The organism is Ruegeria sp. AF1, from assembly GCF_056542125.1.
Map to the genome: position 1 here is coordinate 724659 of NZ_JBQFZG010000001.1, position 24339 is coordinate 748997.

The following is a 24339-nucleotide window of genomic DNA, read 5'->3' on the forward strand; positions in this document are numbered from 1 at the left end:
ACCCCGGCCCGGGGTGCGGGGGCAAGAGCAACGGTTCTTTCCGTCCCGGCGTCCTGTCGCCGAATGCCCAAGGAAACCAGAAATTCGGCGCTTGTCAAAACCGCCCTTTCGCGCGTCCAGCCGAAAGGGCGGAGTTGCTTACTGAAACTGCGCGACCGGCTCGTGGGCCGATTTGGCAGTTTCAAGTGCTTTGGCCAAGTCCAGTGTCTTGCGGAACAACGCACGCCCGACAATCGCGCCCGAGATGTTGGGGATGTATGCCAGCCGTGAGATATCGTCTGCTGTGCGCACGACACCGCTGGCAATCACCGGAGTACGCGAATGGTTTGCCAATCGCGAGATCAGACCAAGCTTTGCCTCGACATCTTCGATGTCGCTGTCGATATCTGTTACCACGATGGCGGCAAAGGGCGTATCGCCGAATGCGTCGATAAAGGCTTCTGGCGTGAACGCACTTTGGCTGCGCCAGCCGTCAGTCATAACAAGGCCTTGCCAGACATCCACTGACAGCACGATCTGGTCAGGGTGCAGCTTGGCCAGATCCTTGACCAGGTTTGGTTCACGCGCAGCAAGCGTGCCAACCACGATGCGGCCCGCGCCCTTGTCGATCCAGCGCTCAATCTGCTCGCGCGAGCGCATGCCACCCGCCAACTGCACCGGAATCTCGGCCTTGCGAAGGATATCCTCGACCAGCTGCGCGTTGGTATCCTTACCCTCGATCGCGTCGAAATCCGTCAGGTGCATCCATTCGGCACCCGCCTCTGCCCAGCTCCGTGCGGTTTCTACCGGATTCACGTGCCAGATCATCGCTTCTTCCAGACGACCCTTGTCCAGCGAGACACACCGGCCGTTCTGCAGTTCCATCGTGGGGTAAATCCTCATGAGCTTGGTCCTCCGCTCAATCGCTCTGAAAATCCCCGGCAGCATACATCCAGAACGCCCGCCCGAAATCACCGGGATCGGCACAGCTTGGCCATTTTGCGGCATACTGTTTAAGTGGCGAATCTATGCGCGAGCTGGCGGTCCGTTGCGTCGTAACAAATGCACCGGGGTTTCATTATACACCCCTTCCCGCATCAGAACATAGCCTAGCTTCTTGGCGAGTTTCTGCGAAGACATGTTCGTCGCGTTTATCATCGCGACCAACGGTCCGGGAATCACCCGATCAAACCAGTCATGCGCAGCCTTGGCTGCCTCGTATCCCAATCCCTGCCCCTGTGCTTCGGGGACCAGCACCCACCCCGCCTCGGGGAAGCCGTCGAAATCGTCGCCCATGCATCGGTTGCTATAGAAGAATCCGGCCTGCCCGATCAGCTTGCGATTCGATTGTTGCATCACGCCCCACTGGCCAAAACCGGCCATCTGCCAATGCCCGGCATTACGCAGGAACGAATCCCACGCTTCGCCACGCGACCGGGGAGAGCCGCCGATATGCCGGACGACACAAGGGTCACGCCAAATTTCCGCAAACCGGTCAAAGTCTTCCGGGCGCATGGCGCACAGCGTCAAACGCGCGGTATTTATCATCGGAGTGGATCTTATCATGCCCTGTCCACTTTGAGTTTTGCCTCAGTGGAAACAGTGCGCAGGCCACAATAGCCACGCAAGTCCGAAATTCGGGCAGGCATAAAAAAACGGCGCCCCCGTTGCCCGGAAGCGCCGATTTTGATCAGAAAGAAACGCTTAGGACGCTTCGCTGATGAACTTGACGGCGTCGCCAAAGGTCTGGATGGTCTCGGCTGCGTCATCGGGGATCTCGATGCCGAACTCTTCTTCGAAGGCCATGACCAGCTCAACTGTGTCCAGGCTATCTGCGCCCAGATCGTCGATGAAGGACGCGTTTTCCACGACTTTATCTTCTTCAACACCCAGGTGCTCAACAACGATCTTCTTAACGCGATCTGCGACGTCGCTCATGTCAATTCCTCATTCCTTTACAGGGCGGTCCGCCCGATTCTGCCCTTGCCCGCACGGGTTGGCTTTGGTTTGCCCGTTTTGGGCGGTTTCGGTCCCGGCGAACCGGGAAATAGAAGGCCGACCTGAACGACCGGCCCCGCATAGATGCGCCGCCTATAGCATAGTCGACGCAAGAGGCAAACGCTTTCGCACTCGCCCCTGTCGCGCTCACAACATGGCCATACCACCGTTCACATGCAAGGTGCTTCCGGTAACATAGCCCGCTTCGGGGCTGGAAAGATACAGAACGGCAGCTGCAATTTCCTCGGGATCGCCCATGCGACCGGCCGGAACCTTGAGCAACAGACCCTTTTTCTGTTCCTCGGTCAGTTTCTCGGTCATTGCAGTTGTGATAAATCCAGGTGCCACGGAATTCACAGTAATTCCGCGTGTCGCAACTTCGTGGGCCAAAGCCTTGGAAAACCCGATCATACCGGCCTTGGACGCGGCATAGTTCGCCTGCCCCGGATTGCCGATTGCGGCCACCACGGACGAGATATTGACGATACGGCCCCAGCGCGCCTTCATCATGCCCCGGATCACCCCTTTGCACAGTTTCATGGTCGAAGTCATGTTCACGTCAATGACGCTTTGCCATTCTTCGTCGGACATGCGCATGAACAGGTTGTCGCGCGTGATTCCGGCGTTGTTTACAAGAATGTCCACCGATCCCATCGCCTCGGCCGCTTGCTTAGGCAACGCTTCAACGGCTTCCGGGTCACTTAAGTTGCAGGGCAGAACATGCGCGCGTTCGCCCAGTTCGTCGGCCAGAGCCTGAAGCGGCTCAACGCGTGTACCGGACAAACCAACCGTTGCACCTGCGCCATGCAACGCACGTGCGATGTCACCTCCGATACCGCCCGAAGCACCGGTGATCAGCGCATTCTTACCTGTTAAATCAAACATTCGGTTTCCCTCTTGCTGCGTCGCTTACAACGCGGATTGAGCTTACGATTCGACCTGAATGGTCTTCTGAACGTCTTCCGGTGTGCCCACGGCCTTGCCCGCGATTTCGCGATCGATCTTGCGGATCATACCGGACAGCGCCTTGCCAGCGCCGATTTCCCATGTTTCAGTCACGCCTCGAGCCGCCATATATTGCACGCTTTCCCGCCAGCGAACCGAACCGGTCACCTGCTCGACCAGCAATTGACGGATCAGATCCGGATCGCTGACAGCCTCGGCGCGAACATTGGCCACCAAAGGTACGGCTGGTGCCTTAATTTCGACGGCAGCAAGCGCTTCTGCCATTACATCTGCAGCAGGTTTCATCAGCGAACAGTGAAATGGAGCACTTACCGGCAACATAACGGCACGTTTTGCACCTTTTTCCTTGGCTATCTCGGCTGCGCGCTCGACAGCCGCTTTTGAACCCGACACGACGACCTGCGTGGGATCGTTGTCATTTGCGGCCTGACAGACCTCGCCCTGTGCGGCTTCTTCCGCCACGGCGCGTACGGCCTCCAGATCCAGCCCCAGAATGGCGGCCATGGCCCCCTCGCCCACGGGTACCGCGCTTTGCATAGCCTGACCACGGGTGCGCAGCAAACGCGCTGTATCTGCAACAGACAAGGCCCCCGCCGCGGCCAGAGCCGAGTATTCACCCAGTGAATGCCCCGCCACAAAAGCCGCCATGCTGACGGATACGCCCTCGGCTTCCAAAGCGCGCATGGCTGCCATCGATGTTGCCATCAAAGCAGGTTGAGCATTCTGGGTCAGTGTCAGGTCAGCAATATCACCATCCCAGATCAGGCTGCTCAACTTCTCGCCCAACGCGTCGTCCACCTCATCGAAAATGGCCTGAGCCGCCGGATAGGACTCTGCCAGAGCTTTGCCCATACCTATGGTCTGGGCGCCTTGTCCCGGAAAAACGAACGCGAGTGTCATTGCAACCTCATGGATGGTTTCAGGTTGCGGCGGGGTGTAAACTGACTGATCGTCTGGCACAAGCATTGCCTGCTTTCTGCATTGTGGCACCTTTTGTGTGCACCCGCGCTCACTTGTGTCTGTTTCATCCGGCTTTACCTTGGGCACAACCCAGAATCCCGGAGCGTCCGACACATGCAATCGACCAATTCCTTTTCAAGCTACGGCAGCATCGCAAAGACGTTTCATTGGCTAACCGCGTTGCTGATCTTCACGGCTTTGCCCCTCGGCTGGGTCGCGGACAATCTGGCACATGCGGTATTGCACTCGGCAGCGGCCCCGACCGAGTTGGAAATTGCCCGTGCAGCGCGCGTGTTCTCATTGCATAAAACCGTAGGGGTTACCGTGTTCTTCGTGGCATTGGCCCGCATTCTTTGGGCGTTCACGCAAACCAAGCCCGGCCTTCTGAATGCTGACAACAAACCCGAAGCCTTCGCCGCTGAAACCGTCCACTGGCTGCTTTACGGTTCGCTGGTCCTTGTGCCCCTGACCGGTTGGATTCACCACGCCGCGACCGAGGGCTTTGCCCCAATCCTTTGGCCCTTCGGCCAAAACCTGCCTTTTGTACCGAAATCCACCGCCGTGGCCGAGGTTACAGGAGTTCTGCACTGGCTCTTCATGTGGGTTCTGGTTGTTTCCCTTGTCCTGCACATTGCAGGTGCGCTGAAACATCACGTCATCGACAAGGACGGCACATTGCGTCGGATGTTACCGGGTCTGTCAGATGCGCCGGAACCACCACATCAAACCCATTCACTGATTCCAGCCGTCGCTGCACTGGCGGTCTGGGGTGTCGTCGTCACCGGAGGCTGGGCAACCGGGAAGCTGGCCCCTAACATAGGGGAAGCCCCGGATGTCCAATTGGCTGAGGTTCAATCGGAATGGCAAGTTCAGAGCGGCACGCTGTCGATTACAATTTCGCAATTGAACAGCCCCGTGACAGGTTCGTTTTCTGACTGGACTGCCGCAATTACCTTTGACGAGCCCACAGACCCGGGCCTGGCGGGATCTGTCGATGTCACGATATCCATTGGCTCGCTTCGTCTTGGAACCGTATCCGATCAGGCCATGGGGCCAGATTTCTTCGACAACGCCCGGTTCCCCACTGCTCAGTTCAAGGCCGATCTTTATAAAACCGAAAGTGGTTATGAGGCGCGCGGCCCGCTTACTATTCGCGACAAGTCGATCGATGTCGTTTTGCTTTTCTCGCTGGACCTGCAGGGCGACACTGCTACCATGGCGGGCACAATCGAGCTTAACCGGTTGGCGTTTGATGTAGGCACATCGCAGCCTACCGAAGACGCGCTGGGCTTTACCGTCGCAGTATCCGTAGAACTCACTGCGATACGCGGTCAGTAAGGCAAAAAAAACGCCGGTGATTAAATCACCGGCGTTTTTCTGTTCGTGATTCTGCGATTAATCGGCTTTTTGTGCCTCGACCGAAATCTGGATTTGCACTTCGTCGCTGACAAACGGTGCAAACTGACCCAGGTCGAATTCACTGCGGACCAGCGTTGTCGTGGCATTGAAACCAGCCCAGGGCTGGTTCGCCATCGGGTGGGTGTCAGCCTTGTTGAGCTTTGCGTCCAGAACAACTGATTTGGTCACACCGTTCATCGTCAGATCGCCAGTGATGTTCGCGGTGTTGTCACCGGTCACTTCGATTCCTGTCGATGTAAAGGTGATCAAATCTCCTTCGGCCGCGCCAAAGAAATCCTCGGTCATGAAGTGATCTTCACGGGGTTTCCAGCCGGTAAACATCTCCAATACGGGCATCGACACGCTCACGCTCGAAGCGGCGGGGTTTTCCTGATCAAACATGATCTCGCCTACAAAGCCGGAAAACATGCCAGTCGTGGTTGAGAACCCAAGATGGTCATAGCTGAAAATGACCTGACTGTGGCTGGGGTCCAATACGTATTTCTCGGCGCTGGCGAGTGCCGTAGTCGCTGACACGGCCAATGCAGCAGCAAGAAAGGTGGATTTCATATCAATCTCCGCGGTTTTGTGATTGCAATCCGTCAGGATTGCTTGAACGCAAAATGTGCTGCCCAGGGGCAGCACACAACCAATTTTGATTCACAACTTCTGTTCGTTTTTGAACAGAATAAAACTCAGCCGAAAATTGTTACGCTCTTGCTTAGTTGACCTTTCAGCGCCCGGCTGACATCCGCAGATTCAAGTGGCAGCTTCATCAAAAGGCTGCCATCCACGTCAAACAGATGAACTTCGTTTTCTTCGAAACGCGCCCCACCCAGCGAGTCATAGCTGCGGCGCAGGACAGTCTGAGGGCGCCCGTCTCCGTTTTTCTGCAACACCCGGACTTCGCGACGGATCGGGTCGAAATAGGCGTCAGGACGCGGGTCAAGAACCTCGATCGTCAGAAGGGCGACGCCAACGACCAGAAACAGCATGGACGCCGCCATCTTGATCGGCCAAACATCTGCGCCAACGACCGATCCGGGCATCAACCACATTGAAAACGCGGAAACGATCAGGAACGCCCCGACCATCCGCGCCAGGACCAGGCGGGCCTTCCAGTTCGGTGCAAACGTGATCATTACCGGCACTGAATTTTCAAATCGCGAGCCGGCAACGTTTTCCTGATATGCGTTTGTGTTAGTAGCGGTCATAACACGTCACCCTTTTAAGGTTACTTTCGAAATTCTGTTGATCCGGTTGATGTCCGGTATGCAAAACAACTTTGAGCCGAAAAGCGTCAGCAATTGGGCGGCCTAAAGGAATTTGGGCGGCGTCTCAGAGGCATATGTGGCAGGGCTTGCCCTTGCGGCTCAGACGTGTATACGGGGCCATCCTTCGCAGTCGTATGAATCGCGCAGCCTCTCGTGGCAGGGTCGCGAAGGAACGTTTGGCCCCGCCTATGAAATGCGCCTTGATATAAACAGGAGTGCACATGCCACTGTATGAGCATGTAATGATCGCGCGTCAGGATCTGTCCAACGCGCAGGCGGAAAGCCTCGTCGAACATTTCGGCACCGTTCTGGCTGACAACGGCGGCAAGCTGGTTGATAGCGAGTACTGGGGCGTCAAGACGATGGCCTACAAGATCAACAAAAACCGCAAGGGCCACTATGCCTTTCTGAAAACCGATGCCCCCTCGGGCGCGGTGCAGGAAATGGAACGCCTGATGCGTCTGCATGAAGATGTCATGCGCGTTCTGACCATCAAGGTCGACGGCCACGAAGATGGTCCGTCGGTTCAGATGCAGAAGCGTGACGAACGTGGCGAACGCCGCGAGCGCCGTTGATCAACGCCTGAGAAAAGGACTCTAAACCATGGCCGCAAAACCATTTTTCCGCCGCCGCAAGGTCTGCCCGTTCTCGGGTGAGAACGCGCCGAAGATCGACTACAAAGACACCCGTCTGCTGCAGCGCTACATCTCTGAGCGTGGCAAGATCGTTCCTTCGCGCATCACCGCCGTTTCGGCGAAGAAGCAGCGTGAACTGGCCCGTGCTATCAAGCGCGCCCGCTTCCTCGCCCTGCTGCCCTACGCTGTGAAGTAAGGAGAGACTGACATGCAAGTTATCCTGCTGGAACGCGTTGCGAAACTGGGTCAGATGGGCGACGTCGTTGACGTCAAGCCCGGCTACGCCCGCAACTTCCTGCTGCCCCAAGGCAAAGCCCTGAGCGCGTCCGACGCCAACATCGCGTCGTTCGAAGCCCAGAAAGCGCAGCTTGAGGCCCGCAACCTGGAAACCAAGAAAGAAGCTGAAGCACTGGCTGAAAAGCTGGACGGTCAGCAGTTCATCGTGATTCGCTCGGCATCGGATGCCGGCGCTCTGTACGGTTCGGTCACCCCGCGTGACGCCGCTGACGCCGCAACCGACGCAGGTTTCACCGTCGACAAGAAACAGATTGTCCTGATCGCCCCGATCAAGGAACTGGGTCTGCACACTGTCGCAGTCAAACTGCACCCCGAGGTTGAAGTCGAAATCAAAATGAACGTGGCCCGTTCGGCAGAAGAAGCCGAACTGCAGGCTTCGGGCAAATCGATTCAGGAACTGGCTGCTGAAGAAGAAGCCGCTGCTGAATTCGAGATCGCCGAACTGTTCGACGACATCGGCTCGGCCGCTTCGGACGACGACATGGTTGCCGACGCAGCACCGGTTGAAGAAGACGAAGCCAAAGCCTGATCCGGCTGCTTGTGAGCATTCCAAAGGCCGCGCCAAAGCGCGGCCTTTTCTTTTTTCCCTATGTGTTCACAAGTCGTACCGGCAAGTTTCAGCCCATTTTCCGGGGTAAGCTTGAAGGCTTATTGTCGATCCGTATCATTGCCGCCGAAATCCAGAGGACCGAAAAATGCTTGTTTATCTGCGCCAAAGTTTCCTGGCACTGTTTCTATTTGTGTCGTTGGTTGCCTGCGGGGCAGACCAGGTCTCCAAGGCGGGTACGCCACGTTTTGACCCGCCGCTTCACCCAAATGAAACGCCCGAGCTGAGAGCTTCGATCAACAGATGGGCGGATCATTATCAGGTTCCGCGAGAGCTGGTTCACAAGCTGGCCATACGTGAAAGCACGCACCGACCATGGGCCGTCAACCAGCCCTATTACGGCCTTCTACAGGTTCTACCCGCCACTGCGCGCTCGATGGGTTACACCGGTAAAGCCGAAGGTTTGCTGGACGCAGACACCAACCTTGAGTTTGCGGGAAAGTACCTGCGCGGTGCCTGGCTGCTGTCCGACGGGGATCAACGCAGGGCGATTTTCCTGTACGCCAAAGGTTACTATCCAGAGGCAAAAGCCAAGGGGATGCTGGTCGAAACCGGGTTGAGACCGGCGCCCTGACGTCCATTGACGTCAGAAATTGGCCGGATTTGGCACTTGAAACTGAATAGTGACAAAAATGTTCTATTGGTTGTCGCAATATGCGGTATTGCACAGACAATTAAGACCTCTCCTTGTCATGTTTAGAAAAGTATGATGTTCTGACGTGGTGAGGTAAACGGGTTCCACTCTGTGTAATACGCATGCTCGACGACACCATCGGGCGGCAAGATGGGCCACAGCTGGTAGGCGCCACATGGAAATTGTCGATCTGAGCACTCTGCCGGATTCTGAAGTTCGATATACCGAGTTTCTAAGGCAAATCTGTGAGAAGCATGACATGGATCATGCGGCCTACGCTGGTATGAATCCCGCGGCAGGAACAGTGGCTGGCTTTGTCACCTATGACGACGCCTGGACCGAGCACTACCAGAAACAGGGTCTGATCATGATCGACCCGACCATCCACATGGCCCGCCGCAGTATTGCGCCGGTGGATTGGAGCCGTCTTGAACGGAGTCCGGATTTTCAGCGTGTGTTCCGGGATGCTCATGATTTTGGCCTGCCCAGTCAGGGAGTTACGATCCCGGTACGTGGCCCTTACGGCGATATTGGCCTGCTGAGCGCAACCCGAAATTGCAGCAAGGAAGAGTGGCGTAAGCTCTATACAAACTTTATCGGCGATTTGCAGGCCATGGCCGTACACATCCACGACAATGTCGTGTCGTCGGATCAGCTGACCAACGCACTATATCATCCGACATTGTCCTCTCGCGAAGCGGAAATCCTGCAATGGGTCGCCGCAGGTAAGTCGCAGCAGGATATCGGCGATATTTTGTCTATTTCGCACCGAACCGTAGAAGTACACTTGCGTTCGAGCCGGGAAAAGCTTAGTGCGCTGACCACCCCTCAGGCCGTAGGGCGGGCGATAGCGATCGGGCTTATTACCCCGGGATAAACAAAAAAATCCCCAAATTTCGTCAAAATACGGGAATCCCCCAATAGAAAAATCTTTCGAGAGCGGTAACGTCAGTATTACCGAACAACCACTCGAAGGGGGAAGAAATGATCATCGTGGTAGATGGCCTGAACAGACATATGTTCAGCGAAGTTCTTGACGAAATGTTCGAGTTGAGAGCACGTGTTTTTGGCGGACGTCTTGGATGGGACGTAAAGATCGAAGACGGCAAGGAAATTGATGAATTCGATCATCTGGACCCGGCATATGTAATCGGACTCGACGACGGGGGGAATGTCGTCGCAGCCGTGCGTGCCCTACAGACCACAGGACCTCATATGTTGTCGGATGTGTTTTCGGCAATCCTTTGCGGGGAAGCACCACTTCGCAGCGCAACAATGTGGGAATCGACACGCTTCTGCGTGGACACGCAGCGCCTAACGCGTGGCAAGGAAAAGAATTCTGTCTCTTATGCTACCTGCGAGCTGATGATTGGTTCTCTGGAATATGCCAAGAACTCAGGCATTCAGGATATCATCACCGTAATCGATCCGGTCATGGACCGGGTTCTGAAACGGTCGAACTGCGCGCCATATGACTATGTCGGCGAAACGGTTCCCATGGGGAAAGTCTCGGCACTGGCCGCCCTGTTGGATTGTACCGATGAACGCATCTCGGGCCTGCGCGAATTTGCAGGCATCCATGAGAACGTCTTTATGGACGACGAAGAGGCACTGGCACTGTTTGCAGCCAAGAAGGCCGCAACCCAGAACCCGGCCAATCAGGATCACAAGCCACTGACTGATCTTGAGAAGTATTTTGTGGAACAGATGAGCGCCGCGAGGAACGAAGCTGAACGTCAGGACGTTCTGAAGCTGATCGAAGCGCTCTCGGATACGTTCACACCAGAGCAGAAGATCGCTTTGTTAGAAACCCCCCGTGCTTTTGCTCATGAGGCCTGACCCCCTCACCTCATAGATACAAAAGCCACCCATGCGGAGCCGTCTGTTTACAGGCGGCTCCGTTTTTTCCCCTCTCTGAACAAAGAGGGAAGGAAGAGGATTATTCCTCTTCCAATGCCTCAATGGCTTTTTGCAGGTCGTCCTTGCTGACTTCCTTGTCGCTGACCTGGGCCAGCTCGAACACATAGTCGACAACCTTGTCTTCGAAGATCGGCGCGCGCAGTTGCTGCTGCATCTGAGCGTTCTGCTGTACGAACTCGAAGAACTGGCGTTCCTGGCCCGGGTACTGACGGGCCTGATTCATGATCGCCTGGGTCATCTCGGCGTCGGTGACTTCCACCTCTGCCTTTTGGCCCAGTTCAGCCAGCAACAGACCCAGACGCACGCGGCGTTCGGCCAGCTTGTTGTGCTCATCGGTGGGTTCGATCTCACCGTGGTCATGGCCGGTTACCTCGGGGTTTTCCTCGTGCCACAGCTGATGTGCAATCTGCTTGGCTTCGGCTTCAACCAGCGACGGCGGCAGGTCGAACGACACTTTCTCATCCAGCGCGTCCAGCAGGGCCCGCTTCATGACAGCGCGCGATGCACCTGCGTATTCTGCTTCCAGACGTTCCGAAATCTGAGTTTTCAGGGCGGCCAGATCCTCGGCGCCAAACTTCATCGCCAACTCATCGTTGATCTCCGCTGCAACCGGCTCTTTCACTTCCTTGATCGTGCAGGTGAAGACCGCGTCTTTTCCGGCCAGGTGTTCGGCACCATATTCTTCCGGGAAAGTCACGTTGACGTCTTTTTCTTCCTCGGCCTTCACACCGACCAGCTGGTCTTCAAAACCGGGGATGAAGCTGTTCGAGCCCAGAACCAGCGGGTAATCTTCCGCCGATCCACCTTCGAATTCTTCACCATCAACCTTGCCGACGAAATCGAACACGATCTGGTCGCCTTCCTTGGCTTTCGAACCCTTGCGGCGGGCTTTGAAGTCCTGAGCGGTTTCAGCCAGGTTGTTCAGCGCTTCCTCGACGGCGGCGTCATCCGCCTTGACGATCAGCTTGTCCAGCGCGACCGATTTCAGATCGACGTCAGGGATCGCGGGCAGCGCTTCGTAGGACATCGCGACCTCGATATCATCGCCTTCTTTCCAGTCCTCGTTGGTCATCTTGACTTCGGGCTGCAGCGCGGGGCGGTCGCCGCTGTCCTCAAAATGCTTGTTCATCGCACCGTCGATGGATTCCTGCATCGCCTCGCCCAGCAGGCGCTGGCCAAACTGCTTTTTCAGCAGCGCCATCGGCACCTTGCCTTTGCGGAAGCCTTTCATTTCGATTTCCGGCTGTGCTTCGGTCAGCTTTTCATTGACCTTGTCGTCCAGTTCGGCTGCGGTCACAACGATGTTGTAGCCGCGTTTCAGACCTTCGTTCAGCGTCTCGGTAACCTGCATTTTGGTAGTCCCCATAGGATTCGGGGCGCGCAAAACGGGCGCGCCGGGCAAATTTGACGCCTTCTATTTGCCCTGCCGCCAACGTGCAAGGGGCAAAGGCTGAATCAACCTGGTTTTGGCAAAAAAGAACGCCCCGGTTTTCGGGGCGTTCGTGTTGGGTCGCTGGAAGGCAATTAAAACTTCCAGCGCGCGCCCAGAACCCATGCTTCGTTGTTGTCAAAGGATGAACCATCATCGAAGTCGTGGTTGCGATACTTCAGGTATACATCGGTATTGATCGCTTCGACCTTCTGCACGACAGCGATACCCCATGCCTTGGTGTCGGACCCGTTGGTCTCGAAATCCGCGCCGTCATAATAGTCGATGCCGACACCTGTCTTACCCCAGGAAACCCAGTTCCCTTCGTACGAGACCTTGCCGTACCAGTAATTCGGGTCCGTCTGGCCAGCCCGGTCATCGTCACGCGTGCCGCCGGCAATCGTGAAACCCAGACCGCTGGGCAACAACACCGAGGCCGAACCGATGGTATCTTTGCGATCCCCTGAATTGTCATCCCGGTCCCGCACCGAATACGCGACAGCTGCCGCAAACTCTACTCCGCCTGCAAAGGTGTTTTCATAGAACACACCGACGTCGTAGTAGTCATCATCGTCACTGCTGGACAGGATGTTCTGACCATATGCAAATGCGGCCGAGAACCCGTTAACCGTTGGTGTGTCATACCGCACACGCCCGCGACGTGAGCCGTCAAAGTTGCTGGAACTGTCACCAACCGTAATACCGCTCAACACACCGTTTGTGCCACGATAGAAAAAGCCCGAGTTTTCATCGTTTGTGAACGAATACAGCGCGGTGCCGACATAGGACAGGTCCACCTCGGCAGCACCATCTGCCACCATGCTGCCCTGACCAGCCGAGAATTTGCCGTAGCTGCCCTTCAAGGCAAAATCCACAAATCGGATATCGTCGCGAGTCCAGCCGCTGAAATTTGTACCGTTCTGGTTCCATTCAGTCGAGTTCGGCAAGCCCAACGCCGTTTCCAAGCGAAAGGTAAACTCGTTCTGGCCAAATGGCTGCATCAGGCGCAGGCCAACCCGGCTGTTCGACAGATCGTTGTCGAGGACCCGGGTCTCGGTATCTTGCCCGTCATCAACAGAAATCAAGGCTGGGTTAAACTGCCCGTACAACAGCACATAGCCGCCACTGTTATTTTCGTATTTCAGCTCTGCGGCTGCCGGAACAGCGACCGTGGCAGTCAGAAAGGCAGCAACCGATATCTTTTTGATATTTGGGGTCATTTCACTCACCATAATTGGTTCGGGGTTCAGATACTGCCCATTTGTTTACTGAATCCGAGCGTTCCAGTGGTCTGCCCCTTGTCTTACGCAAGAATTGTATTTTAGCAACAGAACACACAAAGAATTCTACCATTTTACATTATTTTTCATCAGCTTACAAGATACGACTCCAGCCCCCACTGGCAGCTTGCAAATGAATAGTGATGCCTACCTATGCACCTGACAAATATGCGGTATGCATCCGCGCACATCTTGACAGCGAAAACATGCGATTCAGACAGAGCCTGAACTGCTTTCTGCCCAAAACAACTAGACATTCAGCTGTTTGAAAACACCGGGCAATTGCTCAGGCAGATCCTCGGCGATCAATCCCGGCCCGAAACGCCGTGCGCATTCCACGTGCAGCCACGCTGCTGTCTCAGCCGCCGTCATCGGATCGACCCCCCGCGCCAATAGCCCGGCGATGTAACCGGCCAACGCATCGCCTGACCCGGCGGTTGCAAGCCAAGGGGCGGCGCGATCATAGCACGCGGCATTGATCGAACATCGCCCGTCCGGGGCCGCAATGACAGTATCCGGCCCTTTGAACAACACGACACATCCCGCACGTGCCGCTGCCTCTCGCGTTGCGTCCACCTTGGAATAGGCGGGGCCTCTGACCGGCGTTTCGCTCAGCTTTTCCGCCAGATCGGGGAACAGCCGCGCAAACTCTCCGCCATGTGGGGTCAGAACGCAGCGGTCATGCAGCATTTCGAACAGGTTTCCGGGATCACCAGCAAAAGCTGTCAGCGCATCCGCATCCAGAACCGTCGCACGTTTCGCAATCAGGGCGACCGGCACCAGGTCCCGCGCGCGCTCCAACCCCAAACCGGGGCCCAGACAAAGGGCGTTCATCCGCACGTCCTGCAATACGTCTGACAGCATTTGAGAACCATCAACGCACTGTAGCATGAGGGCAGTGATCCGGCTCGCCACCTCTGCCAACGCCAAGGATGGCACCCCCAGCGTCACCAACCCTGCCCCAATCCGCAAGGCCCCCCGCGCGGCCAGACGCGCCGCACCGGTCTTGCCGGGGCCACCCGAAAGGATCAGGGCATGGCCATGGGTGTATTTGTGCGCAACGACTGAAGGTAAATCGCTTTGCTTTGTCAAAAGCGTTCTTGCACGCCGCCCGCTATCGAGCTTTTGGTCGTCCAGAGTGACGCTGCGGACTGGACCCCGGCCTGCTCTTTCTCCTTGCAAAATAACCTGCCCCCAGTGCTGCTCCGACGTTTCATTCAGACCAATTTCGACGACGCTCACTTTCCGGCAATAGGCCGGACCGTCGCTCAACACATGCCCAAGTTTTCTTCGTTCGAAGGTTACTGTCAGATCCGCAGAAAGGGGTCTGGCATCGGTCAGTATTCCTGCTCGGGCACCAAGCACCTTTCCGCTGTCCATGCACAGCCCCGAAGGTGAATCGACTGCCACAAAGCGAACACGTGATGACAAGCTGCAAAAATACTCCAACAATTGCCCAAGCACAGGATCAATCGGACGTGTCAACCCCGTGCCGAAAATCGCGTCCACCAAAACGTTTGGTATTCCAAAATTGGCCAGGCGGTCATTCTTCAAGCCTTCTTTTGAAAGCGCGTTGATAACACCCAACTCACCCCATCGCTGATAATTCACCCGCGCGTCCGGCGGCAGCCTGCCAGGATCGCCATATAAGAATACCTCAACCTTCCAGCCCAGTTCCCGCAAAAGACGCGCCACGACAAACCCGTCACCGCCGTTGTTTCCGGGCCCGCACAGCACGACCGCGCGCAACGGATTATCTTCATCTTTTTCCAAATACTCCGGGGAGCGCGAGGGGTTGGCCCCTCGCCTGTCCAGATCTGGCCATTCCTCGAAGATCGCCTCGACAACGCCTTGCCCTGCCCGCTCCATCAGCTCCAGGCCCGTGACCTCACCGGACTCAATGGCCGCGTGCTCGATGGCTCTCATCTGCGCCGCTGTCAGCAATTCGGACATGTCACACCCTCGCGCGATTCAGTTTCGATTACTTTTTGTGCAAACCGCCCAAAAATTAGCACAGAGCCTGATTTCAACGGATACCGACCCGACCGATACCGCAATCACGTTGCTGCCCGATCTTAGACGTGATCACTGCGCCTGAGACAACCATTCAAGGTGAGCCGGAATGAAAAAGATCGAAGCGATCATCAAGCCGTTCAAACTGGACGAAGTGAAAGAGGCGTTGCAGGACGTAGGTGTTCAGGGTCTCAGCGTCGTCGAAGTCAAAGGTTTCGGCCGTCAGAAAGGCCATACCGAGCTGTATCGTGGCGCAGAATATGTTGTCGACTTTTTGCCCAAGGTAAAGGTCGAGGTCGTATTGGACGATGACCAGGTCGATGCGGCCATCGAGGCCATCGTGTCGGCAGCCAAGACCGACAAGATCGGCGACGGTAAGATCTTTGTCTCTCCGGTTGAACAAGCCATTCGCATCCGTACCGGCGAGACCGGCTCGGACGCGCTCTAACATACCAATCTTCAAGTCAGAGGAATTAAGAGAATGAGCAAGGACGCAGTTCTTCAGCTGATCAAGGAAGAGGGCGCCGAATATGTCGACGTCCGTTTCACCGACCCCCGCGGCAAGCTGCAGCACGTGACCCTGATGGCCGATCAGGTCGACGAAGACTTCCTGGACGAAGGCTTCATGTTCGATGGCTCGTCCATTGCAGGCTGGAAGTCGATCGAAGCATCGGACATGAAGCTGATGATCGACACCGAAAGCGCATATGTTGATCCGTTCTACGCTGAGAAAACCATTTGCGTACACTGCACGGTCGTCGAGCCCGATACAGGCGAAGCCTATGAGCGTGACCCGCGCGGCACAGCGCAGAAAGCCGAAGCCTACCTGAAGGCATCGGGGATCGGCGATGTTGCATACATGGGCCCCGAAGCCGAGTTTTTCCTGTTTGACGATGTCCGTTATTCGAACACGATCAACAAGGTATCCTACGAAGTTGATGCAACTGACGCATCATGGAACACCGACACCGAATACGAAATGGGCAATACGGGCCACCGTCCGGGCGTCAAGGGTGGCTACTTCCCGGTGAACCCGATCGACGAAGCGCAGGACCTGCGGTCGGAAATGCTGTCCACCATGAAGCGTCTGGGCATGAAGGTCGACAAGCACCATCACGAAGTTGCGTCATGCCAGCACGAACTGGGCCTGATCTTCGACAGCCTGACCAAGCAGGCGGATGAACTGCAAAAGTACAAATACGTCATCCACAACGTGGCTCATGCGTACGGCAAATCGGCAACCTTCATGCCGAAGCCTATCGCAGGTGACAACGGCACCGGCATGCACGTGAACATGTCGATCTGGAAAGACGGCAAGCCACTGTTCGCGGGTGACAAATACGCTGATCTTTCGGACGAAGCGCTGTACTTCATCGGTGGTATCCTGAAGCACGCCAAGACACTGAACGCCTTCACCAACCCCGCAACCAACAGCTACAAGCGCCTGATCCCCGGTTTCGAAGCCCCAGTTCTGCGCGCCTACTCGGCCCGCAACCGATCAGGTTGTGTCCGTATTCCGTGGACCGAGAGCCCTAAAGCAAAACGTGTCGAGGCTCGATTCCCCGATCCGGCAGCGAACCCCTACCTGGCGTTTGCCGCTCTGTTGATGGCTGGCCTAGACGGCATCAAAAACAAGATCGATCCGGGCGAAGCCATGGACAAGAACCTGTACGATCTACCTGCCGAGGAACTGGCCGGTATCCCGACTGTCTGCGGCAGCTTGCGTGAAGCTCTGGAAGCGCTGGCTTCCGATCACGACTTCCTGCTGCAAGGTGACGTGTTCACCAAGGACCAGATCGACGGCTACATCGCCCTGAAGATGGAAGAGGTCGAAACCTACGAGCACACACCACACCCGGTTGAGTACGGCATGTATTACAGCTGCTAAGCAGCACGGCATGGATTTACAGGGGCGCCCAAACGGGCGCCCCTGTTTCATTTGCGCCGGTCTGTCGCTGTTCAGCCTTTTCGAGCGCCATGACGCAAAATACACACTTTTTACCTTCGCCCTTGCTATCTGCCCGATGCTGAGGATCTGAAACCCTTCAAAGGCGCTCTGCAGACCAATCAACAGGCTTTTGCAGGAGCGGTTGGTGCTACTCCAACGAACTGCTTTGCCCAATTCAAAGCTCAAGGTAGGCTGGCCTCAGATTTTAACACAACCGGATTACCTGCATGTTTCGCCTTTACGTATTATTCGCCCTGCTTGTGTCCTCGCCCCTTCTGGCCGCGCCTTGTGGGAATACCAGCGCGGGGTTCGAGGCCTGGAAGGCCGATTTCGCCCAGCAGGCCCGCAAGGCTGGTGTGAAAAAAAAGGGCCTTCAGGCGCTTGCCCAAGCTCAATACGCCACGGGCACAATTGCGGCAGACCGCAATCAGAAAAGCTTCAAATACACACTGGACAAGTTCATGCGTGTCAGAGGCGCTGATGCAATCGTCGCGCAGGGGCGCAAACGCAAGGCTGCAAATCCCGATTTCTATGCTGCGCTTGAACGGCAATACGGTGTTCCGCCGGGCATTCTGATCGCCATTCACGGCATGGAAACCGGCTTTGGCAATTTTATGGGAGACAGTCAGGTTGTTTCCGCAATCACAACACTGGCCTATGATTGTCGCCGGTCCGAGTTCTTTGTTCCGCACGCAATCGGGGCACTTAAACTGGTCGATGCAGGAAGCATTACCGTGGCGACAAAAGGGGCAAAACATGGCGAGTTGGGCCACACTCAGTTCCTGCCGGGCAACGCCCTGACCTATGGCGTCGATGCCACCGGCGACCGTCGGGTGGACTTCTATGACATGACCGACGCGCTTGCCTCGACCGCCAATTATCTTCGCAAGAAAGGGTGGAAGCCGGGGCGTGGCTATCAGCCAGGGGAGCCGAATTTTCAAGTGCTGCAACAGTGGAACGCGGCCTCTGTTTATCAGCAATCCATAGCAATCATGGCCGCCCGAATCGACCAATAGGCGGTCGCACCAACAACACACTCCGCACCCGCTTTCGCCACATTTCCGCCACAGTGACAAACAAAAGCCTTTAGTTTCTTGGTTTCCAACGCGTAACCAATACCGGAGTAAAATCACCTTTTTTGCATTTTCCGCCAAATTCTCCACACGAATGGTTGTTACAGTGTTTGCTGAACAGTACGCAAAAAGGACAGTGCAGTGGCTCGGAAGCACAGCTACCATGGCGGCCTGCAATTTAACGGCGACGCGAATGGCGCGATCGAGCGTTTTGGCACAATTGTTGCCACGACGCTGGAAGATTACGGCCATCTGGTCGAACGCAAGGCGTTGCTGAGCAATTCTGAAGCCAGCATTGTTTCAAGTCAGTATCTTGTGCGACTGACCTTGGATACAGGCACCCCCGAGCAGGAAGACCGGTACGAGCGTATGGATCGCGCCGCGGGGCTAAAAACGATAACAAAACCCCGCGCCGCAAATCCGCAAAACAGATTGGTTCTTTCAATCACGCCGGTCTCACCCCTGCTGGATGACTCCGAGATTTCGGAACTGATGATGGTCGTCATTCTGTATCGCATGGTCGACATTTGTTCGACCCGGCGCGTTGAATGGCTGTCGCCACACACGGTTCTGACGGTCGAGCAGTTTATGAGCGCCTTTGACACTCTGGCCCCCAGCCGATCACGCGACAGAAAACAAATTTTTCAGTCGCTGACCGGGCAATTCTCGGCAGTGAAGGTGCCAGAGAACGGTGACACCTTAAGTGTACTTCATACTTCGACGTCCCGCCCGATCCAGCTGACAGATGAACAATTGCTCAGCATCGCGTTTCGCAGTGAAGATACAAACATGCCAGGTCAGGAAACGTTCGATGACGACGATGGTGTCGTAAAGCCAAGCGACGTTCTGCGTCTCAGCAGTTGGTGCATGACGGGTGTACTGGCAGGCGTTTCGACCCCGATTGCCCTGTCAATGGCTGCAGTGAATCTGATCCGGGGTGAAGATTTTCGCCTCAACACCCAGGTGCTTGTCTTTACCTTCGCGATAGTTGCCCTGAACGCAACAAACGCGTTTGCCGATGTTGCGGCCGCCTTGGGCCAATAAGAGAATTACAGAAGACCCTCCTTGGATGCCCCGCCTTCAGGCGGGGTTTTCCATTTTGGGAACCGCGTTCGCCGCCAGAACATAAGTGTGGATTGAAAAGACGACCGCATCCGTTTTCGGCAAGCGCAGCAGGGTTTGCCGCTCACTTCTCAGGTAAGACGTTTTACGTCGTTCTTTGACGCCCCGCCTGTCACTGGCGCTTCGGGGTTGAAACAGTTCGGGGTCTTCATACCAAAGCGCGTTAAAGCGCCAGAGCGGACGACCGGGCTGTATCCCGTCGAACAGGCGCTGCACCCGCTTGGCGATATTGTCGTCGTAACTTGCAACAGGCACATGGATGTCGATCAGTGGTCGCATGAATTTCTCGGACAAAAGCCAGCTGGCCGGGAAACACAGGATTGCGCCGGTCAATACATGTTCAGTTCCGCGCTTTTGAAGGATGCAAAAATCCTCCTGAACCAGCCTGCACAATGTATCAAGCGGCTGCGCCCGGTCGACTGCGACGGTCGCACCATCGGGTCTGACGACCTCCTCACCCGCATTGGGATAGACCTGCGACACCACAAGGTCGAGCAGTTCCCGAGCAGCGGATTCAGCCTGCGGATCAAGCGCCAGAACGTCATCGCGGCGTTCTGTCAGCAGCTTCTCCCGGCGTTGCATCTGACCGGCAAAAGCCTCGTCCCGATGCAACCAGTTTTCCATCGTTGCAGGCTGTATACCCGGTAAAGCACGCGGGTTGCCGACATCATATGGTATTTTTTCCTGCAGAACTTTATTCATACCAGCGACTTAGCATAGGTCGAAATTTTTGTCGGTCGAAAACGACAGGTTCGCCGTCGCATTTTTCCAAGACGATCCACATGGGCACCTTAGGTTTGACCGAACAAGCAACGAGGTCCGTCATGAACAAGCATTACCGAGACACGCGCAAGATTGACCCCAGCCGAGGCGCTACGCTGGGCGATGGCACGCCAAATGAGAATGACCGGATCGAGATCGGGCCGACACAGCTGGCTTTTGACGAATGGGCTGCGGCAGGTCTGGAATTGCCCAATCTTGCACGGATGCGGGAACACCGCTGGAAGCGACTAACGCAGGCCATCGTTGATCGCGGATATGGTGGTTTGCTGGTTTTTGACCCGCTGAACATCCGCTATGCGACCGACAGCACGAACATGCAGTTGTGGAATACGCATAACCCGTTTCGCGCGGTGCTATTATGTGCCGATGGCTATATGGTGATCTGGGACTACAAGAACTCGCCTTTCCTCAGCACGTTCAATCCGCTGGTGCGCGAGCAGCGTTCAGGCGCGGATCTGTTTTACTTCGACCGTGGCGACAAGGTGAATATAGCGGCAGATGTCTTCTCGAACGAGGTGCGCGTGCTGATCGATGCGCATGGCGGCGGCAATAAACGTTTGGCTGTCGACAAGATCATGTTGCACGGTCTGCGCGCGCTTGAGGCGCAGGGCTTTGAAGTCATGGAAGGCGAAGAGCTGACCGAAAAGACCCGTTCCGTGAAGGGGCCAGATGAGATTCTGGCCATGCGCTGTGCCAATCACGCCTGTGAAACCGCTGTAGCGGAAATGGAGAGCTTTGCGCGCGCCAATGTCGGCAATGGCAGGACAACCGAGGATGATATCTGGGCTGTTCTGCACGCGGAAAACATCCGGCGCGGTGGCGAGTGGATCGAGACCCGCCTGTTGGCGTCAGGCCAACGCACGAACCCCTGGTTCCAGGAATGCGGCCCGCGCATCACGCAGCAAAACGAAATCATCGCCTTCGACACCGACCTGATCGGGTCTTACGGGATTTGCATCGATATCTCGCGTACATGGTGGATTGGTGACCAAAAGCCCCGCCCTGACATGATCTATGCCATGCAGCACGCGCATGAACACATCATGACCAACATGCAAATGCTGAAGCCCGGTGTGATGATCCCGGAACTTACGGCCATGTCGCACAGGCTTGACGACAAGTTTCAGGCGCAGAAATACGGCTGCCTGATGCACGGAGTGGGATTGTGTGATGAATGGCCGCTGGTCGCGTATCCGGACAAAGCCGTCGAAGGCGCCTATGACTATCCGCTGGAGCCAGGCATGGTGTTGTGCGTCGAAGCCTGTGTCGGCGAAGTCGGTGGCGATTTCAGCATCAAGCTTGAGGATCAGGTTCTCATTACCGAAACCGGGTATGAGAACCTGTCCAGATATCCCTTTGACCCCCAATTGATGGGGATCGAATAAGGCCGGGCCTTCACTCCGACCAATGGGACCGGCGGACGTTTCCATGCCAGTCTTCCGTGGCAGGGCTGATCTGAACCTGTGAACCACCTTGGGGTGCGGGCCAGGATTGGCCGACCGCGAACCCGGCAACGCCGGCCAGAATAATGGCCAGGATCATACGTGAACGCAGGTCGGGTATCTGGGGCGCAATATCTGCATGTGACATCTGTGTCTCCTGTTTCAGCTTTCATGAACTACAGATGGGATGTGCAGAGACATAAGTGAAACGAATGTTTGTTCTGATTGTCATCATCGTTCTTGATATTAATAGAAAGTGAGAGTTCCGCCGCCGTGCAACACGAAAACGGCGGGGATCTTGTGCAGTCTGTGAAACACCCATTCGTTCTCACCTTCCCGTTACGCGTGTGACTTAAGGGTTGTGACCGAAGGGTCAAATACACAGTATTGGGCGTGTTCCCCCGTACCACTTAAGGAGCCGACATGCCCACGGAACGCATCACTTTTGCCGGACATGACGGCAGCCAATTGGCGGCGCGACTGGATTTGCCGGACGGACCAGTGCTGGCAACGGCCCTGTTCGCCCATTGCTTTACCTGTTCCAAGGATATCCCGGCCGCCCGGCGCATTTCTGCCCGTCTGGCTGCCATGGGTATCGCGGTGCTTCGGTTCGATTTCACCGGGCTGGGCCATTCAGAAGGCGAATTCGCCAACACGACCTTCACTTCGAATGTCGAGGACCTGATTTCAGCCGCGCAATATCTGGCCGGTCGAAACATGGCACCTGCACTGCTGATCGGCCACTCGCTTGGTGGCGCGGCGGTGCTGCGGGCGCGGGCTGGTATTCCGACTGTAAAAGCCCTCGTGACATTGGGTGCTCCGGCGGACCCCGCCCATGTATCGCATCACTTTGAGGCGGCGCTGCCTCAGATCGAAGAGGACGGCAGTGCCGAGGTCTCTCTGGGTGGTCGCCCCTTCCGAATTGGTAAGGCTTTTGTGGACGATATTGCCAAATCAGCCCTGTCATCTGCAATCGCCGACCTCAAAGCTGCCCTGTTGATCCTTCATGCTCCACGCGACGAAACGGTCAGCATCGACAATGCGAGCGCGATCTTTATGGCCGCGAAACACCCCAAAAGCTTTGTAACTCTCGACGATGCCGATCATCTGATCACGCGCGCCTCTGACGCCGAATATGCAGCAGATGTCATCGCCGCTTGGGTTTCGCGCTATGTGAAACTGTGCCCGCCCGCTCCGCCACCGGGTGCGCCAGAGGGCGTTGTGCGCATAACAGAAGCAGATCCGGGCGGGTTCATGCAGGATATTCAGGCCGGTCCAAACCACCATCTGGTCGCGGATGAGCCCGCATCCTATGGCGGTACGGACAAGGGCATGTCGCCTTATGGCTTTGTCTCGGCCGGTTTGGGGGCCTGCACATCGATGACAATACGCATGTACGCCAGGCGCAAAGGCTGGCCCCTGACAAATGTCAGCGTCGATGTGTGTCATGACAAAGTTCATGCGCAGGATGCCAGATTGGTGAATGACGGCAAGGTGGACCAGTTTCGCCGGAAAATCCGCCTGAGCGGCCCGCTGGATCAGGAGCAAAGGCAACGTTTGCTTGAGATTGCGGACAAGTGCCCGGTTCACCGGACGCTCGAAGGCTCGGCCCACATAACGACCGAGCTTCTTTCATAAGAAAGGCCGCCTGACAGGCGGCCTTTTGTTCCTTAGCGTCGCGGGCCCGGTCGATGAATGGGCGGGCGGGCAACCGGTGGGCGCGCCACAGGTGGGCGCGGGCGCGCGGGAGGTTTGGCCACAGGCGGTTTCGGACGCTCGGGGCGCACTGGTCGATCAGGCCGGTTGGGACGATCAACGTCAATATCCACATTAACGTCATGGTAATAGTCGTTCCACAGCATCGAGTCGTAAAACGGGTCATACCCGTACCCGACCCCGACCGTCACACCGTCACAGGCCGACAGCGTCAAAGTCGCGATCCCAAACCCCAGCGCAAGGGACATCCGTTTGATCAGTCTAACACTCATCGCTCCCTCCCTCACTGAAGTGCCCGGAACGACGCGAAAACGGCGTTAAGATCATCTGCATAACTCGGGTCCGCCCCGTCCCGCAGAATGGCAACTGCGATGGCAACCCGGCCTTGCGGAAGGTCAATGACGGTGGCGGAAAAGCTTACTCCCTTGCCGTCCCGGTGCCCGGTGCCCCGAAACACGCGGGCTGGCAACCCGCCAATACGGGTATCGCTGGTGCTGGTCGTCGTCGGGTCTTTGACCAGAAACTTGTCGATATCCTGCAAGTACCGGACGCCGCCCTGAATTGTTCCAACCCCCGAAGGTGATACGAAACCCATCCACACTGCGTCGTCTGTCACCGGCCGGAGCCCCATAACCCGCGCGACCGCGCGGGCATCGCCCAGTTCGGTATCCTCAATCTCGCGCGGGCCGCCGGTGCGAAGGATCCAGAAGTCGGGTACGTCAAACCGAAAAAGCGCTCGGCCTTCCTCGGTGTAGGTCACGGGTGTGTCAGCCAGTGCTGGTGCAGCTGCGCCGACGCAAAAAGCACCACAGAGGGCAAGTATCGAACGTGAAAACAAACGCATATCTCAATAACCTGATTATTT

At 56.4% G+C, this 24339-nt stretch carries 27 protein-coding genes; 13 read left to right on the top strand and 14 right to left on the bottom strand.

Going from position 1 to position 24339, the window contains the following annotated elements; all coding sequences use genetic code 11:
• Positions 1-138: 138 nt before the first annotated feature.
• From ACR0BK_RS03570 to fabD, 5 genes are all read right to left on the bottom strand, one after another.
• Positions 139-882: a 1-(5-phosphoribosyl)-5-[(5-phosphoribosylamino)methylideneamino]imidazole-4-carboxamide isomerase gene (locus tag ACR0BK_RS03570; protein ID WP_480473384.1), complete on the bottom strand. Its 744-nt coding sequence runs from the start codon at positions 880-882 to the stop codon at positions 139-141.
• 123 nt (positions 883-1005) lie between these two features.
• A complete protein-coding gene (locus tag ACR0BK_RS03575; protein ID WP_480473385.1) occupies positions 1006-1545 on the bottom strand; it encodes a GNAT family N-acetyltransferase in 540 nt (179 codons plus the stop codon).
• Positions 1546-1683: 138 nt separating this feature from the next.
• On the bottom strand, positions 1684-1917 hold the full coding sequence (locus tag ACR0BK_RS03580) for an acyl carrier protein (protein ID WP_050602116.1): 234 nt from the start codon (positions 1915-1917) through the stop codon (positions 1684-1686).
• 207 nt (positions 1918-2124) lie between these two features.
• Positions 2125-2862, bottom strand: coding sequence for a 3-oxoacyl-[acyl-carrier-protein] reductase (fabG, locus tag ACR0BK_RS03585; protein ID WP_480473386.1), 738 nt, complete (start codon positions 2860-2862; stop codon positions 2125-2127).
• 42 nt (positions 2863-2904) lie between these two features.
• Positions 2905-3843 (bottom strand): ACP S-malonyltransferase, encoded by a 939-nt coding sequence (gene fabD, locus ACR0BK_RS03590; protein ID WP_480517472.1) that lies wholly within the window; start codon positions 3841-3843, stop codon positions 2905-2907.
• A gap of 174 nt (positions 3844-4017) precedes the next feature.
• Here fabD and ACR0BK_RS03595 point away from each other — a divergent pair, with 174 nt between their 5' ends.
• The gene (locus tag ACR0BK_RS03595; RefSeq protein WP_480553787.1) at positions 4018-5241 is read left to right on the top strand and encodes a cytochrome b/b6 domain-containing protein; all 1224 of its coding nucleotides are present in this window, start codon (positions 4018-4020) and stop codon (positions 5239-5241) included.
• A 57-nt stretch (positions 5242-5298) separates the two neighbouring features.
• Here the strand turns inward: ACR0BK_RS03595 and ACR0BK_RS03600 are convergent, their stop codons facing one another.
• The gene (locus tag ACR0BK_RS03600; protein ID WP_480553788.1) at positions 5299-5871 is read right to left on the bottom strand and encodes a YceI family protein; all 573 of its coding nucleotides are present in this window, start codon (positions 5869-5871) and stop codon (positions 5299-5301) included.
• Between the two features lie 125 nt (positions 5872-5996).
• Positions 5997-6443, bottom strand: a complete 447-nt coding sequence (locus ACR0BK_RS03605) for a hypothetical protein (RefSeq protein ID WP_480553789.1) — start codon at positions 6441-6443, stop codon at positions 5997-5999.
• A gap of 353 nt (positions 6444-6796) precedes the next feature.
• Here ACR0BK_RS03605 and rpsF point away from each other — a divergent pair, with 353 nt between their 5' ends.
• The 6 genes from rpsF to ACR0BK_RS03635 all read left to right on the top strand — a co-directional run bounded on the left by rpsF (position 6797) and on the right by ACR0BK_RS03635 (position 10587).
• Positions 6797-7150, top strand: a complete 354-nt coding sequence (gene rpsF / locus ACR0BK_RS03610) for a 30S ribosomal protein S6 (protein WP_209503558.1) — start codon at positions 6797-6799, stop codon at positions 7148-7150.
• Between the two features lie 28 nt (positions 7151-7178).
• A complete protein-coding gene (gene rpsR / locus ACR0BK_RS03615) occupies positions 7179-7406 on the top strand; it encodes a 30S ribosomal protein S18 (RefSeq protein ID WP_005608650.1) in 228 nt (75 codons plus the stop codon).
• Between the two features lie 12 nt (positions 7407-7418).
• On the top strand, positions 7419-8036 hold the full coding sequence (gene rplI / locus ACR0BK_RS03620; RefSeq protein WP_480517478.1) for a 50S ribosomal protein L9: 618 nt from the start codon (positions 7419-7421) through the stop codon (positions 8034-8036).
• A 166-nt stretch (positions 8037-8202) separates the two neighbouring features.
• Entirely contained in the window at positions 8203-8688 is a 486-nt protein-coding gene (locus ACR0BK_RS03625; protein WP_480517480.1) for a transglycosylase SLT domain-containing protein, read from the top strand.
• Positions 8689-8923: 235 nt separating this feature from the next.
• Positions 8924-9625, top strand: coding sequence for an autoinducer binding domain-containing protein (locus tag ACR0BK_RS03630; protein ID WP_480473391.1), 702 nt, complete (start codon positions 8924-8926; stop codon positions 9623-9625).
• A gap of 107 nt (positions 9626-9732) precedes the next feature.
• The gene (locus ACR0BK_RS03635; RefSeq protein ID WP_480517482.1) at positions 9733-10587 is read left to right on the top strand and encodes an acyl-homoserine-lactone synthase; all 855 of its coding nucleotides are present in this window, start codon (positions 9733-9735) and stop codon (positions 10585-10587) included.
• A gap of 100 nt (positions 10588-10687) precedes the next feature.
• On the opposite strand, the gene tig is transcribed toward ACR0BK_RS03635, so the two are convergent.
• The 3 genes from tig to ACR0BK_RS03650 all read right to left on the bottom strand — a co-directional run bounded on the left by tig (position 10688) and on the right by ACR0BK_RS03650 (position 15330).
• Positions 10688-12019, bottom strand: a complete 1332-nt coding sequence (tig, locus tag ACR0BK_RS03640) for a trigger factor (RefSeq protein ID WP_480553892.1) — start codon at positions 12017-12019, stop codon at positions 10688-10690.
• Positions 12020-12192: 173 nt separating this feature from the next.
• Positions 12193-13317, bottom strand: coding sequence for a porin (locus ACR0BK_RS03645; RefSeq protein WP_480492966.1), 1125 nt, complete (start codon positions 13315-13317; stop codon positions 12193-12195).
• A gap of 309 nt (positions 13318-13626) precedes the next feature.
• Positions 13627-15330 (bottom strand): NAD(P)H-hydrate dehydratase, encoded by a 1704-nt coding sequence (locus tag ACR0BK_RS03650; RefSeq protein ID WP_480553790.1) that lies wholly within the window; start codon positions 15328-15330, stop codon positions 13627-13629.
• Positions 15331-15499: 169 nt separating this feature from the next.
• Here ACR0BK_RS03650 and ACR0BK_RS03655 point away from each other — a divergent pair, with 169 nt between their 5' ends.
• From ACR0BK_RS03655 to ACR0BK_RS03670, 4 genes are all read left to right on the top strand, one after another.
• Complete coding sequence (locus ACR0BK_RS03655) at positions 15500-15838, top strand: P-II family nitrogen regulator (protein ID WP_209503542.1); 339 nt, start codon at positions 15500-15502, stop codon at positions 15836-15838.
• 33 nt (positions 15839-15871) lie between these two features.
• Positions 15872-17278, top strand: coding sequence for a type I glutamate--ammonia ligase (glnA, locus tag ACR0BK_RS03660; protein ID WP_480473395.1), 1407 nt, complete (start codon positions 15872-15874; stop codon positions 17276-17278).
• A 287-nt stretch (positions 17279-17565) separates the two neighbouring features.
• On the top strand, positions 17566-18354 hold the full coding sequence (locus ACR0BK_RS03665; protein ID WP_480473396.1) for a lytic murein transglycosylase: 789 nt from the start codon (positions 17566-17568) through the stop codon (positions 18352-18354).
• A 198-nt stretch (positions 18355-18552) separates the two neighbouring features.
• A complete protein-coding gene (locus ACR0BK_RS03670) occupies positions 18553-19455 on the top strand; it encodes a hypothetical protein (RefSeq protein ID WP_480553791.1) in 903 nt (300 codons plus the stop codon).
• A 36-nt stretch (positions 19456-19491) separates the two neighbouring features.
• On the opposite strand, the gene ACR0BK_RS03675 is transcribed toward ACR0BK_RS03670, so the two are convergent.
• Positions 19492-20235 (bottom strand): heme-dependent oxidative N-demethylase family protein, encoded by a 744-nt coding sequence (locus tag ACR0BK_RS03675; protein WP_480553792.1) that lies wholly within the window; start codon positions 20233-20235, stop codon positions 19492-19494.
• A gap of 122 nt (positions 20236-20357) precedes the next feature.
• On the opposite strand from ACR0BK_RS03675, the gene dddP reads away from it, so the two are divergent.
• The gene (gene dddP / locus ACR0BK_RS03680; protein ID WP_480553793.1) at positions 20358-21701 is read left to right on the top strand and encodes a dimethylsulfonioproprionate lyase DddP; all 1344 of its coding nucleotides are present in this window, start codon (positions 20358-20360) and stop codon (positions 21699-21701) included.
• A gap of 10 nt (positions 21702-21711) precedes the next feature.
• On the opposite strand, the gene ACR0BK_RS03685 is transcribed toward dddP, so the two are convergent.
• Positions 21712-21906, bottom strand: a complete 195-nt coding sequence (locus ACR0BK_RS03685; protein WP_480473400.1) for a hypothetical protein — start codon at positions 21904-21906, stop codon at positions 21712-21714.
• A gap of 275 nt (positions 21907-22181) precedes the next feature.
• Here ACR0BK_RS03685 and ACR0BK_RS03690 point away from each other — a divergent pair, with 275 nt between their 5' ends.
• Positions 22182-23396: a bifunctional alpha/beta hydrolase/OsmC family protein gene (locus tag ACR0BK_RS03690; protein ID WP_480553794.1), complete on the top strand. Its 1215-nt coding sequence runs from the start codon at positions 22182-22184 to the stop codon at positions 23394-23396.
• A gap of 32 nt (positions 23397-23428) precedes the next feature.
• Here ACR0BK_RS03690 and ACR0BK_RS03695 read toward each other — a convergent pair whose 3' ends face one another.
• Positions 23429-23746: a hypothetical protein gene (locus ACR0BK_RS03695; protein WP_480473402.1), complete on the bottom strand. Its 318-nt coding sequence runs from the start codon at positions 23744-23746 to the stop codon at positions 23429-23431.
• 11 nt (positions 23747-23757) lie between these two features.
• Positions 23758-24318 (bottom strand): hypothetical protein, encoded by a 561-nt coding sequence (locus ACR0BK_RS03700; protein WP_480517493.1) that lies wholly within the window; start codon positions 24316-24318, stop codon positions 23758-23760.
• Positions 24319-24339: the final 21 nt, after the last annotated feature.